Genomic DNA, 15,993 nt, shown 5'->3' with positions numbered 1-15,993 from the left:
GATCTGGTCTCCCAACAGGCACTGCACTACGTGGCTTTCGTTCATGGCGACGGGCGTCCTTACCACGCCGAGACTGAAATTGCCTCGCTGACCCTGACGTGCACCAACAACAACCTGCCAGCGGCACTGGGTATTGGCGACATCTGTTTGCCCACCAGCGAAACGCCGGTGATCGCAAACTTCAGCAACATCACTGCGCCCACCCCCACCTACAGGCCAGTGCTCGATGGTCAGCAACAGTGGCAACTGATCTCCAATTTCGCCCTCAATCAGCAGTCATTGGCCGACAGTGCACCGATGCGCGAAGTCCTCGAAGCCTACGACCTTTGCTCTGGGCACAACATTGAACACGCCCGTCAGCTCAAAGGACGGCTGCACAGCATTGGCCCCGTCAACACTCAGACCATCGACCGGTTGATTCGCGGAAACCCTGTGCGGGGCTACAAGACCGTATTGCACATGGACCCGGCAGGCTTTGCCGGGGACGGCGACCTTTTTCTGTTCGCCACGGTGCTCAGCCACTTCTTCGCCATGTACGCCAGCAAACACTCCTTTCACCTATTGAAAGTCATCAATAGTCGGAGCAAGGAAGCTTACGAATGGCCAATGCGCACCGGCAAACAGCCGACGCTCTAGCCAGGGAGGAATCTTGTGTCACATCAAATCGATCTGCGCTTTACCTTCGACATCAACGGCATGGAGCTCGATGTCGTCGAGTTCAGGTTGGAAGAAGGACTTTGCGACCTGTATCGCCTGGACCTTGAGCTTGCCAGCAGCAACCCGGCCATCGACTTTTCCAAGGTTCTGGATCAGACAGCGCTGCTGACCATCTGGCAGGGGACACAACCGGTGCGCTACGTTCACGGACTGGTCAGCGAATTCAGCCAGGGCACCACGGGCTTTCGACGCACCCGCTACCGAGCAGCCGTCGAACCCCAGTTGGCACGAACGGCCCTGTGCTCGGATTGGCGGGTTTTCCAGCAGAAGTCAGTGCCGGAAATCATACAGTTCATACTCAAGACCCACGGCATTACCGACTACGACAAGGTCGTCACCCAATCGCACCACGTGCCCCGCGAGTACTGTGTCCAGGCTGATGAAACCGACCTGACGTTTCTTGATCGGTTGGCCGCAGAAGAGGGTTTTTTCTATGCCTTCAGTCACTCGCCCCAAGGCCACCGGCTGATCCATGGCGATCGCCTTTACGTACATGGAGCCATCACCGGCGGTGCTGTGTTGTATAACCACCAGCCAGGAGGTGCCCAGCAGGAGCCCGCGCTACGGCGCTTCGAATACCTGGAAAAAGTCCGCACCTCGCGCCAGGTGCAGCGTGATTACACCTTCAAGCAGCCCCGCTACGAGCAGCACCAAGAGCGTGAGGCCAGCGAGTTGGAGCACCAGGATGAGTATGAGCGTTACGACTATCCCGGACGTTACAAAACCGACCAAAGCGGCAAGCCGTTTACCAACACCCGGCTTTTGGCCCTGCGCCGTGATGCCAGAACCGCAAGGGTCGAAGGCGACGACCCTCGCTTGCTGCCAGGCCTGGCCTTTGACCTGAGCGGACACCCACGCGCAGACATGAACCGTGGCTGGCGCACCGTGAGCATGGTCCATAGCGGCAAGCAGTACACCAGCCAGCAGGAAGAAAGCGCCGACGCCCAGCAAAGCACTCACTACAGCTACGTAGCGGAACTCATCCCTGACCATATCGAGTGGCGGCCCGCCTCCCCACCCAAGCCAAGAATCGACGGCCCGCTGATTGCCACGGTGGTAGGCCCGGCCGGAGAGGAAATTTTCTGCGATGAATTCAGCAGGGTCAAAATTCAATATCCGTGGGACCGCGAAGGCAAGCACGACGACCACAGTTCCTGCTGGGTTCGCGTAGCCCAGAACTGGGCGGGACAAAACTGGGGACACATGGCGATTCCCCGGATTGGCCATGAGGTCATCGTCAGCCACCTCAACGGTGACCCGGACCAACCCATCATTACCGGACGCGCCTACCCGGCGACCCATCCCACGCCCTACAAACTGCCCCATTTCAAAACCCTGACCACGATCAAGAGCCATGAACACAAAGGGGCTCGGGCCAACGAACTGCGGATCGACGACACCACCGGCGAAATCAGCGCGGCGCTGATGAGCGATCATGCGGCCAGCGCCTTGAACCTGGGCTACCTGACCCACCCGCGCCCCACCGGCGGCAAACCCCGAGGCGAAGGCTTTGAGCTGCGTACCGACAAACACGGCGCGGTACGTGCCGCAGCCGGCCTGCTGCTGACCACCGAGCCTCGACAGCATGCTTCGGAGCACCACAAGGACCTCAAAGAAACCGCCCTGCGCCTGGCCGTGGCCGAGGATCAGCAGGACGGTTTCGGCATCATGGCCCGCGAGGTACAAGCCCAGGATTCAGGGGATCAGGACAGCGTCGCCAAAGCCCTCAAAGCGCAAAACAAAGGCATCCTCAGGGATGCTCCAGGACGAGCGGGAGCCAACGACTACCCTGAGTTCGAGGACCCTCACCTGGTGCTCGCCAGCCCGGCGGGAATCGCCTCATCCACCCCAGGCTCCACGCACATTGCCAGTGGCAAGCACCTGGCACTGAGCAGCACCGAACACACCAGCTTGTCCATCGGCAACCGGCTGCTGGCCAGTGCCAGTCGGGGCATGCGGTTGTTTGTGCAGAGCATGGGCTGGCGACTGGTAGCCGCGGCGGGAAACATCGATATCCGTGCGCTCAAGGACAGCATCAACCTGCTGGCCAAGCTCGATATCACTCAAACCGCCGACCGCATCACCATCACCGCCAAGACCGAGTTGGTCATCAACGGCGGTGGCAGTGCCACCACTTACAACGCTGGTGGCATCACCCATCAGACCACCGGCCAGTACAAGGCCCATGCCGCCGACTTCAGCTATAGCGGTCCTAAAAGTCGTGCTGCGCGTTTCCCGGCCCCCCCAAAACCCGGCAAGGGCGAACTTGAGCTATTCAACAACTACACAGCCAATAGAAGAGCGGTTCAAGGCGGCAGCTTCCAGGTCGAGGATGCGCTAGGAAAAGTCTTCAAAGGGAGCCTGAATGCCAGTGGGCATGCGCTGGTAGCGGGCGCAGCGCCAGGACCTGCACGCGTCACATTCGGCAAAGACCCCGCAGACACCTGGTCCGAAGGGAGCTTCGTCGGCACTCAGGACTGGCCACATACACCGCCGAACGCGACTTCGGAACTGACCAAGACACTGATAGCACAGGCCCTCCAAGCAGCCCCCAAAGAAGGGCCGGGACAATGGGTCACCATCGACAATGACTATCATGGCACCCAGAACATCGGCGTCATGCTGATCAACCGGCTCACCTCAATGGGTGATGAAGGTCGTTTATTCGGCTCCGATGGCAAGGACTACATGAACACCACAAGAGACAAGATCCAGGAGTGGCAGCCGCTTGCGGAGGATGCAAGCGAGTGGGCCACCGACAACTCGGCCACTCATACCTATGGAGAAACCCGGAAGATCAAGCAACGCTACCTTGAAGGTGACGATCCCTTGCGTGTCGAAGGCCGCTCATGGCACTGGCAACCGGTGACCGCCGACCAAGTGTTCGAGCCCAAGGAGAAACCGTGAACAAGCGAACAGCAATTTTCGTCTTCTGGGGATGCATGGACCTGCTTTACGTAGCTCACCATGTCTGGGTCAACCTGGCCAAGGGCCGAGTCCCGATCTATGACGATATTCTGTCATTTCAACAAGTACAGTTGAGCGATCCCGGCCCACTGGCCTTGCCAATGTTCAGTCTTGGTCTTCTGACGATGGTTTCGATAATCGTCTCAGCCTGGCTGTTTCTCAGCGGCAGTCGTTTTGCTCGTGCACTGGCCTATCTCCAGGTGCCATTTCGACTGATTTTCGTCATGCCATCGTTGCTCTTCATCCCCTGGATTGTGCCGCTAGCGGCTACGAGCAACCCCCTGTTCAGCATCAGCCTTCTGATCATCTGCGAAGCGATCAAGGTCGGCACTTTGCTCTGGAGCAAAAGTGTGCAACAGCGTCAAACAGCCCCGCCATAATCCTGCCACCCCCCCTCTCCTTTTTGGAAACCCAGCAAGGCCGCCATCGTCAGATGGATGCGGCCAAGCCCTTCTCATACCTTGAGTAAGCAGCATGGACAGCACCGATCAAGAACAAGCCCCTCGCGAACCCCAGATTGCCGTCGCGCCGTTGAACACCATTGACGCCGCCGATGTGGGCCAAGGCGCCGCCCAATTCGACGCATGGCTACGCGCCATGAGCAATGACACTGTCACCTTGGAGCGCATCCGCAGCGTTGCCGGTGCGCTGCCTGTGGTGGGCAACATCATTGCGCTGGTCGATGCATTGGGTGACATCGTCACCCTCAGCCGGGCCAGCAAGCGAGAGATGCTCGACTGGGTCAGCCTGGGGATCAACCTGATCGGCGTGCTCCCCGCGCCACCGACCATGGCGGCGGCTCGCATGAGCCTGCGTCCCAGCCTGTTTCTGGTGCGTCAGGAACTCAAGGCCACCGGCAAGAGCCTGGTTGGCGATGCGTTGATTGGCGTGATCCTGGCTCACCTCAACGCCACCATCGTCGGTGAAATAGACGACTTCGTGCAGCAAGCCGAGGGCAAGATCGGCGGCATCCTCAGTGATGCTGGCGAGCTCGGGCAAAATACCGTTGTCGAAATCGCCAGCGGACTCGAAGCTCTGGTTCAGGGAAAACTTGATGCCAAAGGAGATGCCGAGGCTGCCGCGCAGCAAATGCGTGATGCCGGCGACCAGTTGTTGCATGACCCCAAGGCCAGCATCAGCAACTTCTTCGGCGCGGTCTGGAGCGCTTACAAGGCCGTCGGCAAAGCCGCAGCCAACACCGCGGCGAAAAACCTGCTCGACGAAAAACAACGACAACTGGCACTGAGCAAAACCAGGGCTCTCCGGGAGTTCGCCCCTGAGTTGCGCGAGCAGGTGGCCAGCCTGGGTGACCCTGAGACGGTCAACAGCATCGGCAACTTGCTGAAGATCCTCTCCGCATCCGTGACCGCCTGGCGTAGTCGGGGCGCCCATGGACACAGCACCAACATCAAGCCCAAGGGAACCAGCGAGGCTCGGGATCAGCGCAGTGGCAACCAACTGGAAGGACAATCCCGGCAAGGGCCGGCCAACCAGGACCCATCCCCGCAAAAGGCCGGCACCTGTACCGGCACCTGCGCCAGCATCAGTTTTGCCATGGGCAGCGAGATCATTTCCCATACCGATTTCACCTTGCCCGGCCCCTTCCCCATCGACTGGACCCGGACTTACCGCTCCAGTCTGGGCACCTATGACCAAAGCGAACTGGGCGCACGCTGGATCACACCCTTCACCACACGCCTGGACCTGATTGGCGACGGTTTGCGCTACCACGCGGCCGATGGGCGCAGTTTCGACTACCCACTGCCCAAGGTGGGTGAGGCCCACGATGATCGAGTGGAAAACCTCACGCTGATTCGCATCAGCGAGGTGCAAATTGCCCTATGTCGCGGCTTCGACCGGCGGGAAACCTATCGCCGTGATGGCCAGCGATTCCTGCTCGTACAAATCGAGCTGCGTGGCGGTGCCGGCATGCTGCTGGGCTATGAACACCGCATGGGCAAAAAGGCTGTGCTGTCCGACTTGATGACCTATCAGGACGAGCCCAGCCAGGTTCATACCCACCTCGGCACATTGGTGGATGAAGACGGGCGCATTACTGGCCTGTGGCTAATGGGTGAAGATGAACCCCAGCGTCGCCTGAGTCTTTATCAATACGATGTCGCCGGGGACCTGATCCTCGCCCAGGACGAGAACGCCGCGACCTGGACCTATCAGTACCAGCACCACCTGGTGACCCGCTACACCGATCGCAGCGGACGCGGGATGAACTTGCGCTGGCAAGGCGAAGGCCCCGATGCCCGCGCCATCCATGAATGGGCCGACGATGGCAGTTTCGAAACGCGCCTGGAGTGGGACCGCAACATCCGCCTGGCCTATGTCACCGACGCCAATGGCCACGAAACCTGGCACTACTACGACAGCCTCGGCTACCCCTATCGCGTTCTTCACCCCGATGGCCTCTCGGAATGGTTCTTCCGCGACGATGCCAAGAACGTCGTACGTCACGTTCACACCGACGGTAGCGAGGATCGCTATGCCTATGACGAGCGAGGGGTCAACCTGCTTGAACACATCCGCCCCGATGGCAACACCGTGCATTACGCCTGGGATGCCCAGGACCAACTGATCAAGATCAGCGACGCTGAAGGGGGTCAATGGAGCCGCGACTACGATTTGCGCGGCAACCTCACCGAGGCCGTCGATCCCCTCGGCAACAAGACCGAATACAAGTACAACCAGATGGGCCTGCCCACTGCCATTACCGATGCCAATGGCAATGAAAAGAAGCTGAAGTACAACGACAGCGGGCAGCTCACCGACTATGTCGACTGCTCCGGCAAAGCCAGCGCCTGGGAATACGATGCCCGTGGTCAACTGATCTGTTTCACCGACGCCCTGGGGCAAAAAACCAGCTACCACTATGAAGCCGGCCAGTTGGCCGTCATTGTTCATCCCGACAAGACCGAGGAACGCTTTGAGCGCGATGCCGAGGGCCGGCTACTCGGTCATATCGACGCCCTGGGTCAAGCCACTTCCTGGTCCTACAGCGAAGCGGGACTGTTGACCGAACGCATCGATGCCGCCGGACACACGCTGCGTTATCAATGGGACCGGCTCGGGCAACTGCAGCGCCTGCAAAACGAAAACGAGCAATACGCCACCTTCGTTTATGACCCGGTCGGTCGCCTGCTTAAAGAAGCAGGTTTCGACGGGCACAACACCCGCTATGAATACGCTCCTGAAACAGGCCGACTCGCCCGGACAATTGATGGCCAGCGTGTCATCAGCCTCGAGTTCGACCCCATGGGCCGACTGACCGAACGCCGAGCGAGCCTAAGCATTGACGGTGCCGACTCTTCGAAAGCCAAGGAGCAGCTTGAACGCTACGCCTACGACGGCAATGGCAACCTGCTGCTGGCCAGCAACAACGACAGCAAGTTGCAGTTCTTCCACGATGCCGCCGGCAACCTGACACGCGAACATCAGCACTACAGCTGCCTGAAACAACCCCAGGTCGCGGTCTGGCAGCACCAGTACGACGCCCTCAACCAGCGCATCGCCACCGTCCGCCCTGATGGCCACAAGGTCAGTTGGTTGACCTATGGCAGCGGGCACCTGCTCGGCATGCGCCTGGACGCGCAGGAACTACTGGCCTACGAACGCGACGACCTGCACCGCGAAGTGGCCCGACACCAGGGCAACCAACTGCTCCAGACGCAAAAGTGGGACCCGCTCGGACGTCTCCAGGAACAACTGCTGGGCAGCGGTGACGGCAAGAGCACATTGATCAAACGCGGTTATCAATACGACGCTATCGGCCAACTGCTGCAAATCGACGACAGCCGCCGCGGTACGCTGAGCTATCAATACGACCCAGTGGGCCGCCTGCTCAGCGCAACGTCGCGCCTGGGGCAAGAGACCTTTGCCTTCGACCCCGCCAGCAACCTCCTCGACCCCAAAACAGCGGATCTGCCACAACGCGGCCTGCCCCGCAGCCGCCTGCTGGACAACCTGCTGCGCGAGTACGCCGGCACCCACTACCAATACGATGATCGCGGCAACCTAATCCAACGCCTGCGCGATGGTCAGCGCAGCCACTTCACCTGGGACCTGTTCGACCGCCTGGTGAGCTACCGCGACGACCGTCTACAAGCGAACTATGCCTACGATGCTCTGGGCCGACGTTTGTACAAACAGACCGAGGCCCACTACCAGGACCGGCCGGAGGATGGTTCCGAACTGAACCGGCTTGAGCGCCTGAAACGCAATCGCCAGTTCGATTGCGGCGTGACGCTATACGGTTGGGATGGCGACACCCTGGCCTGGGAAAGCCGGGCAGCGGACAAGGCCGGAGAAGGCGCACGCACCACCCACTACTTCTATGAGCCAGGCAGTTTCGTGCCGGTGGCCGAGGCAGTGCATAAGCAATTTATTCCGCTGATCCCGGAACCCGAATACGGAGCATTTTACCAACAGGAAAACGACCCACTTTGGGCCGATGCGCCAAAACCCATGGAGATCGATGCGCTGGCCTGGTATCAGTGCGACCACTTGGGAACACCGCAAGAGCTGACGGATCAGACGGGTGAAGTGGTCTGGAGTGCACAGTACAAGGCTTGGGGTGGGATCAAAGAAGAGCGATCAAGCAGCGCATTGCAGCAAGGGATTGCCAACCCGCTCAGGTTCCAGGGGCAGTACCACGATCATGAGACGGGACTGCATTACAACCGGTATAGGTACTATGATCCGGAGGTGGGACGGTTTGTTAGTAAGGATCCTATCGCTTATGCAGGAGGGCTCAACTTCTATCAATATGGTCCTAATGCAATCGGGTGGACCGACCCTCTCGGCTTAGCAAGCGATGACACACTACGACCTGGACCTTATGCTGTTGAGTCAATCCCCGCTCACCGTGGTCGCCCTACTGCAGAAGAACAACGGCAAGTTAATGCATTGATGGACAAGCATGGGTGCCATACATGCGGAACAATGGAGCCAGGCACAAAAAGTGGCAATGCTATTGCCGATCATCAGCCAGCCCAAGCACTTGATGAGCCGAAAGAGTTCTACCCTCACTGCAACAAATGCAAGGCTCGACAAGGCGGTCAAGTGCTTCAAGAAATGTTGAGAAGAAGGAAAGGACAATGAAAAGTGTAGTTTACGAGTTCCCGCACCCTGTATTATTCATATTTGACTTCACTAGTGACAATCTAGATATTCCAGAGATAGATGACTCTGGCGCATGTTCTAGCACGGCTACATGTATTGCTGTAAAAGTCAACTGCGACACTGATGGAAGTGTAGAAGTACACTTGAAAAAAAAGCTCCCACGCTTGATATCAAGCACAAAAATCAAGATATTTGATGGAGCAATTAACACTCCAAACGGTAATATTTCGGTGGTGACATCAGAGTTAATCAAGGTTACTGAAATTTCATCAGAAAAAAAAATAACCAGCTTAAAAATTTTTTTAGACAACATAACACACCCTGAAAAAGTTTGGATTGAAGCTCATTAACTTCCATTGACCTGGTAAATTCAAACTATTGGGGAGATCCGAGGGTATCGTTCGGACAGTTCGACTCAATATGTATTACCGACCGGCTCAGGCTCCAGGGGCAGTACCACGATCATGAGACGGGACTGCATTACAACCGGTATAGGTACTATGATCCGGAGGTGGGGCGGTTTGTTAGTAAGGATCCGATTGGGTATGCGGGTGGGTTAAACGTCTTCCAGTATGCTCTGAGCCCAATGGAATGGGTCGATCCGCTAGGCCTAGCTGGTCGAAAAACAAGCAAGCCCCGAATTGAACCAGGCAACCATAAAGAGGGCTGGCAACATATCGATGAACGTCACATAAGTGGAACACATCCAGAGGGAGCCGGAGACCTTTTTCCAGCAGGGACAACACAAGATCAAATTCAGAAGGCATGTGAATGTCTGGTAAAGAAAGGAACACGAATCAGCGATCCGAGCCGACGAATTCAAACATTTGAAAAACGCATGAAGGTGAATGGTAAAAAAGATAGGGTACGTGGGGTATTTGACTCCCAAGACAATAATCGGACTATCACCGTATTCCCCGTTAGGAGCGAATAAGCCATGCTTGAGTTTAACATCTACAGACGAAGTTCTGGAGAGATCTCAGGTTTCGACCTAGGAGATATGCAGTTCAGATTTGAAAAAAAAGAAATATCCTCAATGGAAAACATTAAGTTCTCAATGATGATTTATCCAGCGCTCACTCTACTCATCGATAGCTTACTTAAACTAAAAAACGGAAAAAACATTGAATTTGTGGGTACAGATTCTTCCTTCTCAGTAAGTTTTAAACTCAAAAAAAACCAAGTAACAATCTCACAAAAAAAGGAGAGCCTCGGAGAGCATGAATTAAAAAACTTCCTGAAGACAATTGAATTCGGAATAGAAAACTTCCTTAACAGCGGAAATGATCTACCCAAAAATGACCCCGTTTACGATGACTTTCATAACGCACTGAAAAGCTTAAAGTCAAGACTTAAACAGGACAAAGAAAACTCATAACTTTGTAATTGGAGCATTGCAACTCAGCACACAAACGAAGTTTAGAACCGCCCCGTGCAGGATCACCCTAATTGTACGAGACTACGATTTCGAAACGTCTATCGGCTTTGGCCCCAATGGTGCCTCCTAAACCTCAGTGCCGGTTCACCAAGACAATGCAGAGAAAATACATGGACACCCCAAAGGCCCCGAACCCTGTGAACCTTACTTTAACTGGAATAAGTTTTTGAGTTATGTGATTGAGCCATACGGTAGTTTCGAGAGTCCTGATACTTCTTTACTCATCGATGGTTTAAGGAGCAAAAACATCCAGACATATTGGAGCTTATCAAAGAGCATTACCTATTCCCAGAAGATACGGAGCCCAACACTGATATTAGCTATGGCCTTATCCTGAAAAAAGGTAAAGATGAGGCCATGCTACACGGTTCCGTTTGTCGGTAGATATTTTTATCTGGCATCCATTTTTTTCAGATGGCAGTCAAAAACTCAAAGAAAACTTGATCGCACTATGCAATGGATGCTTCAAAGGCATTCTCAAACCTTAAAGTGCAGGACCATGAAAAAAGAAAAAAAGAACGCCTTAGACTTAATCAGATCAAATATCAGCTCCCACGGCTATCATATTTACGCGATCAGCGGTGGCCCTTTGCCGAGATTTTTTTACACTATCGGCCTCATAGAAAGCATTGGCTTTGAACTAATAATGGCCGGCTCTTACTTCTACTCCGCAAACGAAGCGAAGCAGATTTTAGATAAAATAATGAATGAGATAAATTCACACCCAACTAGAATCAACTCAAAAATAAAAACCAATTCACTAGGCTCATTCAAACTTCGCAAAGCAGATAATTCATGGACAAACAAATTAATGCTAGGAGCATTGGACTTCTACAATTCAAAAGAGATCTCAGCACTTCAGATCATCCCAGACCTTGATCATTGGACGATTGACACACCTGACTTAAGTGAGTCATGGAGCATCCAAAACGCTCCGATATGGCGCTGGCTAGGTGAACCCTGGAGCTACCAATCGATTTCAGACCACTCAGTTGCCGTAACTAACCTGAGTGCATTGCGTGGAGAAAAAGTAACTGAAGCCACAAGATGGGAGGAAGACCAGTGGGAGCTATTTGCCGGTTCCGGTCCTGATACACCTCCTGCTGAGATACGCGTAGTTCCAATTGGAGTACTTTTAGACTTTGATCCATCTCTTAAAAAAGTCGTTAGCTTAGACGTCGGCCATGCACTTTGGCGCGACAAGCTTGAGACAGAATGGCATGTTTGGGGTTAATATCACCTCAAAATATCCCATGAAAACACCCACCAACATTCGCACACACAGTGATACTAAATAACTTAGGGAAATAGCCCCTTCAAAACAAGCTTTAAGAAAACCAAATAGCAGACTGAAGAAGTTAAAAATGAAAGACATTATCCGCTTAGGCGACTCCACCTCACACGGTGGCAAAGTACTTGGTGCGTTTTCTCAAACCAGCCTCAATGGAAAAGCCATTGCCGGTGTCGGTCATATGGTGAGCTGTCCATTGTGCAAAGGTGTGTTCCCCATAGCAGAAGGCAGCAGCACCTACAGCGTGGACGGTACGCCTGTAGCTCTGGACGGTATGAAAACCGCTTGTGGCGCCAGCTTAATTGCTAGTGGCCCCAAGGGTTCAGTAATCAGCTAGTGCTCATACGGCCCCTCCAGCCCTGTGGCAATAACCCGGATCATCCGTAATGCCCATTGTTTACTGATGAATAACACATAGAGAGCGATGCTGGCACATCACCGATCCCGGGGATTTGCCGCATGTGCACCTTACTGTTCAGCTTGTGGTTGCTGTCCGGGTGCGTGGCACCTCAGCTCCCATCACCCTCATCCGGCGTTGTTCCATTGGAGGCAGCCACAGAAGCTACCCCAATTTCCGTCCCCGTCGTTCGCTACGGACGTTACACCCTCGTCGAGCTGGTTCCAGAGCCTCACCAGCGCGACTTACTGCAGCAAGTGGTCGAAGTCACTATCCCTCCCAGACTGGGTGCCACCGTAGGTGATGCGCTGCAGCATATTTTGTTGCGATCCGGCTATCAGCTCTGCGACCTGAGTGGAATAAGTCCACTGGCTACCTTGCCCCTGCCAGCGGCTCACTATCGATTAGGGCCGCTGTCATTGCGCGAAGGATTGCTGACGTTGTCAGGCCCTTGTTACAGGGGGAGGGTCAGGAACGGGCGGTGAGTTTCTCGCTGATTTCGTCCTTGATCAGCAGGCGCTTTTCCTTGAGTTTCTTCAATTCGTCGTCTGCGGCGGCGGCGGCTTCGGCCTTGAGCACCTGGTTGTCGATGCTGGTGTACTTGTCGAACAGCGCATTCAGGTGGGGATCACTGGCCCGACGCTGTTGAATGTCTTCTTTGCTGCAGCTCAGGTCCTGGTAAAGGTCGTGGATCACCGGCATGGAACACCTCCGTGGTTGATGGCAGCAAGGGCTTCATTACGCCCCTGCCGATGATCAGAATGGCCTTGGCGCCCCGGGTCTGTCGACCGCCAATCAGACCAGCGGTAACCGTTCGTCGCGGGCCCCTGTTCTGGATCAATTTCCGGCCAGGGCCTGGGCCAGGAACGCGGCGGTGCGGCTGTTGCGCTGCGTGGCCACATGCTCCGGCGTGCCACAGGCCACCAGGGTGCCGCCCTGCTCCCCCGCGCCAGGGCCAATGTCCATGACCCAGTCGGCCTGGGCCACCACGCGCATTTCATGCTCGACCACCACCACGCTGTGGCCCGCCTCCACCAGTTTGTCCAACTGCTCCAGCAGACGGTCCACATCCCGTGGGTGCAGGCCGGTGGTGGGTTCGTCCAGCACGTACAGGGTGGCGCCCCGGGCATTGCGCTGCAGCTCGGTGGCCAGCTTGATGCGCTGGGCCTCGCCACCGGAAAGCTCGGTGGCCGGCTGGCCCAGGCGCAGGTAGTCCAGGCCGATGTCCCGCAAGACTTCCAGGGCGCGGCGAATCCCCGGCTGCTCGGCAAATACCGGCAAGGCCTGCTCCACACTCAGTTGCAGCACCTGGGCGATGTTCAGGCCCTGCCAGGTCACCGTCAGGGTCTGGGGGTTGTAGCGCGCGCCCTGGCAGGTGGGGCACGGGGCGAAGACGCTGGGCATGAACAGCAGCTCGACGCTGACAAAGCCTTCGCCTTCGCAGGCCGGGCAACGCCCCTTGGCGACGTTGAAGGAAAACTGCCCGGCGTCAAAGCCCAGGGCCTGCGCCTCGGCGGTGGCGGCGAACAGCTTGCGCACGTTGTCGAACAGCCCGGTGTAGGTCGCCAGGTTGGATCGCGGTGTGCGGCCGATGGGTTTCTGGTCCACCTGCACCAGGCGCTTGATGCCCTCCATGCCCGCGGTGATCTGCCCCGTGCCACTGACCGGCGCCTCGTCCGCCAGATCCAGCTCCGGCGCCTCGTCGCGGCCCGGCACCTTGCCCAGGTGGCTGCCCACCAGTTCCAGCAGGGCCTGACTCACCAGGCTGGATTTGCCGGAGCCGGAAACCCCGGTCACCGCGGTGAAACAGCCCAGGGGAAACGCGGCGTCCAGGCCTTGGAGGTTGTTGCGGGTGATGCCCTCCAGGCGCAGCCAGTCCCGGGGCTGGCGCGGGGTGCGCCGGGCCTGGGCCTGTTCGGCGAACAGATAGGCCCGGGTCTGAGACGCTTCGATGGTCGCCAGCCCCGCCGGCGGCCCGCTGTACAGCACCTGGCCGCCGCGCTCCCCCGCCGCCGGGCCAACGTCCACCAGCCAGTCGGCACGGCGCATGGTCTGCACATCGTGCTCCACCACAAACAGCGAGTTGCCCGCGGCCTTGAGTCGTTGCAAGGCCTCGAACAGGGCCTGCGCGTCCGCCGGGTGCAGGCCCGCCGAAGGCTCATCCAGCACATAGATCACCCCGAACAACTGCGACCCCAGCTGCGTGGCCAGGCGCAGGCGTTGCAACTCGCCGGAAGACAGGCTCGGGGTGCTGCGCTCCAGGGCCAGGTAACCCAGCCCCAGGTCGGTCAGGGTGCTGACCCGTTCCAGCAGATCCTGGGCAATGCGTTGCGCGGCCAGACGCTTCTCCAGAGACAGGTTGGGGGTATGCCGGACATCCGGCGCGTCACGGTGCTCCGGGGCGCCCAGGGCATGGCGCTGCTGGCGCGCGGCCCGGGTCTGCGCCTGACTCAGCACCTCGTCACCGGCCGCCGCCTGCTCCAGGTAGTCGGCCGCCGCCACGGGCCGGAGCACTTCGGCCAACTGCAGCAACGGCAGGCGCGACAGTTCGCCGATATCCAGCCCGGCAAAGGTCACCGCCAGGGCCTCGCGCTTGAGGCGCTTGCCTTCGCACAGCGGGCACGGGCTGCCGCGCATGAACTGCGACACGCGCTTTTTCATCAGCGCGCTCATGGTGTGGGTGAAGGTGTGCAGCACGTAGCGCCGGGCGCCGCTGAAGGTGCCCATGTAGCTGGGCTCCTGTTGACGCTTGAGGGCTTCGCGGGTCTGCTCCGGCGTCAGCCCGGCGTATACCGGCACCGTGGGGGTTTCCTCGGTGAAGAGAATCCAGTCGCGCTGCTTTTTCGGCAGTTCGCGCCAGGGAATGTCCACGTCGTAGCCCAGGGTCACCAGGATGTCCCGCAGGTTCTGCCCCTGCCAGGCCAGCGGCCAGGAAGCCACGGCGCGCTGGCGGATGGTCAGCGAAGGGTCCGGGACCATGGTCGCTTCGTTGACCTCATACACCCGGCCCAGACCGTGACACTCCGGGCAGGCGCCCTGGGGCGTGTTCGGCGAGAAGTCCTCGGCATACAGCATCGGTTGCCCCGGCGGGTAACTGCCGGCCCGGGAATAGAGCATGCGCACCAGGCTGGACAAGGTAGTCACGCTGCCCACCGAAGAACGCGTGCTCGGCGTACCGCGCTGCTGTTGCAGGGCCACCGCCGGCGGCAGGCCGTCGATACGGTCCACATCCGGCACCCCCACCTGATCGATCAGCCGTCGGGCGTAGGGCGCCACCGATTCGAAGTAGCGGCGCTGGGCCTCGGCATACAGGGTCGAGAAGGCCAGGGACGACTTGCCCGAGCCGGACACCCCACTGAACACCACCAGGGCATCCCGGGGAATGTCCACGTCGACATTCTTCAGGTTGTGTTCGCGGGCCCCGCGCACCCGGACAAAACCGGAACTGTGGGTGGGCAGCGTGCTCGTCAGGGGATCAATGGAGGCGTTGCGCGAAGAAGTCATGGACCTGCCTGGAATTGAAATTCGGAAAATGTCGCCAATGCAAACGGCGCGAGCGGCGATCATCACACAACCCGCCGGTGCCGGGGCACGCCGTGAAGGGGCCAGGCGAAGCTGCTTCAGGCCCCCAGCAAGGAACGCACCATGGCGCTCAGGTCGTCGGGCCCGTAAGGCTTGCTCAACAGATGAGTGTCCGGGCTGAGCTGATGATTGCGCGAGATCATGTCCCGGGTGTGCCCCGAGGTGAACAGCACCGCAATGGGCGGTGCCTGGGTCCTGGCCCAGGTGGCCAGGTCGGTGCTCTTGATCAGGCCGGGCATCACCACGTCGGTGAAGATCAGGTCGACCTTGAGCCCTGCCATCAGCAATTGCATGGCGGCATCGCCATTGGCCGCGGTACGCACCTGATAGCCCTCGTGCTTGAGCATTTCCACCGCCGCACTGCGCACATCGGCGTTGTCCTCCACCACCAGGATGCGCTCCTGCCCTCCTGGCTCACGCGCCGGGCCGGCCGACGTTGCCTGGGCCTCCTGAGCCGCACTGCGGACGAAA

General features: G+C 57.9%; 14 protein-coding genes. 10 read left to right on the top strand and 4 right to left on the bottom strand.

All coding sequences use genetic code 11. From position 1 onward, the window contains the following. The 3 genes from BLX41_RS17620 to BLX41_RS17610 form a co-directional block, all read left to right on the top strand. Positions 1-636: type VI secretion system baseplate subunit TssF (locus BLX41_RS17620; RefSeq protein WP_185073639.1), on the top strand; the 636-nt coding region annotated here is incomplete at its 5' end. Positions 637-651: 15 nt separating this feature from the next. Beyond that, entirely contained in the window at positions 652-3,624 is a 2,973-nt protein-coding gene (locus BLX41_RS17615; RefSeq protein WP_123725917.1) for a type VI secretion system Vgr family protein, read from the top strand. After that, positions 3,621-4,064, top strand: a complete 444-nt coding sequence (locus BLX41_RS17610) for an arginine:ornithine antiporter (protein ID WP_123725916.1) — start codon at positions 3,621-3,623, stop codon at positions 4,062-4,064. Before BLX41_RS17615 ends, BLX41_RS17610 begins: the two co-directional genes overlap by 4 nt. Before the next feature lie 208 nt (positions 4,065-4,272). Here BLX41_RS17610 and BLX41_RS37115 read toward each other — a convergent pair whose 3' ends face one another. Continuing rightward, positions 4,273-5,262, bottom strand: coding sequence for a hypothetical protein (locus BLX41_RS37115; RefSeq protein ID WP_311197541.1), 990 nt, complete (start codon positions 5,260-5,262; stop codon positions 4,273-4,275). On the opposite strand from BLX41_RS37115, the gene BLX41_RS17605 reads away from it, so the two are divergent. The 7 genes from BLX41_RS17605 (at position 5,239) to pilL2 (ending at position 12,425) form a co-directional block, all read left to right on the top strand. Beyond that, the gene (locus BLX41_RS17605; protein WP_311197540.1) at positions 5,239-8,793 is read left to right on the top strand and encodes an RHS repeat-associated core domain-containing protein; all 3,555 of its coding nucleotides are present in this window, start codon (positions 5,239-5,241) and stop codon (positions 8,791-8,793) included. The two genes, BLX41_RS37115 and BLX41_RS17605, sit on opposite strands and share 24 nt — an antisense overlap. Beyond that, the gene (locus BLX41_RS33395; protein WP_148059747.1) at positions 8,790-9,164 is read left to right on the top strand and encodes a hypothetical protein; all 375 of its coding nucleotides are present in this window, start codon (positions 8,790-8,792) and stop codon (positions 9,162-9,164) included. The genes BLX41_RS17605 and BLX41_RS33395 overlap by 4 nt, the downstream gene beginning before the upstream one ends. 5 nt (positions 9,165-9,169) lie before the next feature. Continuing rightward, positions 9,170-9,748 carry an RHS repeat-associated core domain-containing protein gene (locus BLX41_RS17600; RefSeq protein WP_123725914.1) on the top strand — a complete coding sequence of 193 codons (579 nt, stop codon included), beginning with the start codon at positions 9,170-9,172 and terminating at the stop codon, positions 9,746-9,748. A 3-nt stretch (positions 9,749-9,751) separates the two neighbouring features. Next, the gene (locus tag BLX41_RS17595) at positions 9,752-10,192 is read left to right on the top strand and encodes a hypothetical protein (protein ID WP_123725913.1); all 441 of its coding nucleotides are present in this window, start codon (positions 9,752-9,754) and stop codon (positions 10,190-10,192) included. A 559-nt stretch (positions 10,193-10,751) separates the two neighbouring features. Continuing rightward, positions 10,752-11,486: a DUF4262 domain-containing protein gene (locus BLX41_RS17590; protein WP_185073637.1), complete on the top strand. Its 735-nt coding sequence runs from the start codon at positions 10,752-10,754 to the stop codon at positions 11,484-11,486. Positions 11,487-11,616: 130 nt separating this feature from the next. After that, positions 11,617-11,880, top strand: a complete 264-nt coding sequence (locus tag BLX41_RS17585) for a PAAR domain-containing protein (RefSeq protein ID WP_123725911.1) — start codon at positions 11,617-11,619, stop codon at positions 11,878-11,880. 122 nt (positions 11,881-12,002) lie between these two features. Then, a complete protein-coding gene (pilL2, locus tag BLX41_RS17580; RefSeq protein ID WP_123725910.1) occupies positions 12,003-12,425 on the top strand; it encodes a PFGI-1 class ICE element type IV pilus protein PilL2 in 423 nt (140 codons plus the stop codon). Here pilL2 and BLX41_RS17575 read toward each other — a convergent pair. The 3 genes from BLX41_RS17575 to BLX41_RS35620 all read right to left on the bottom strand — a co-directional run. Then, complete coding sequence (locus tag BLX41_RS17575; protein WP_102864849.1) at positions 12,409-12,642, bottom strand: DUF465 domain-containing protein; 234 nt, start codon at positions 12,640-12,642, stop codon at positions 12,409-12,411. The genes pilL2 and BLX41_RS17575 overlap by 17 nt on opposite strands. 135 nt (positions 12,643-12,777) lie before the next feature. Then, positions 12,778-15,444, bottom strand: coding sequence for an excinuclease ABC subunit UvrA (locus BLX41_RS17570; protein ID WP_123725909.1), 2,667 nt, complete (start codon positions 15,442-15,444; stop codon positions 12,778-12,780). A gap of 116 nt (positions 15,445-15,560) precedes the next feature. Continuing rightward, the coding region (locus BLX41_RS35620; RefSeq protein WP_259744983.1) for a response regulator at positions 15,561-15,993 on the bottom strand (433 nt) is incomplete at its 5' end.

The organism is Pseudomonas protegens, assembly GCF_003732485.1.
GTDB classification, from domain to species: domain Bacteria; phylum Pseudomonadota; class Gammaproteobacteria; order Pseudomonadales; family Pseudomonadaceae; genus Aquipseudomonas; species Aquipseudomonas protegens_B.
This window is presented reverse-complemented; position numbering and strand designations above follow the sequence as displayed.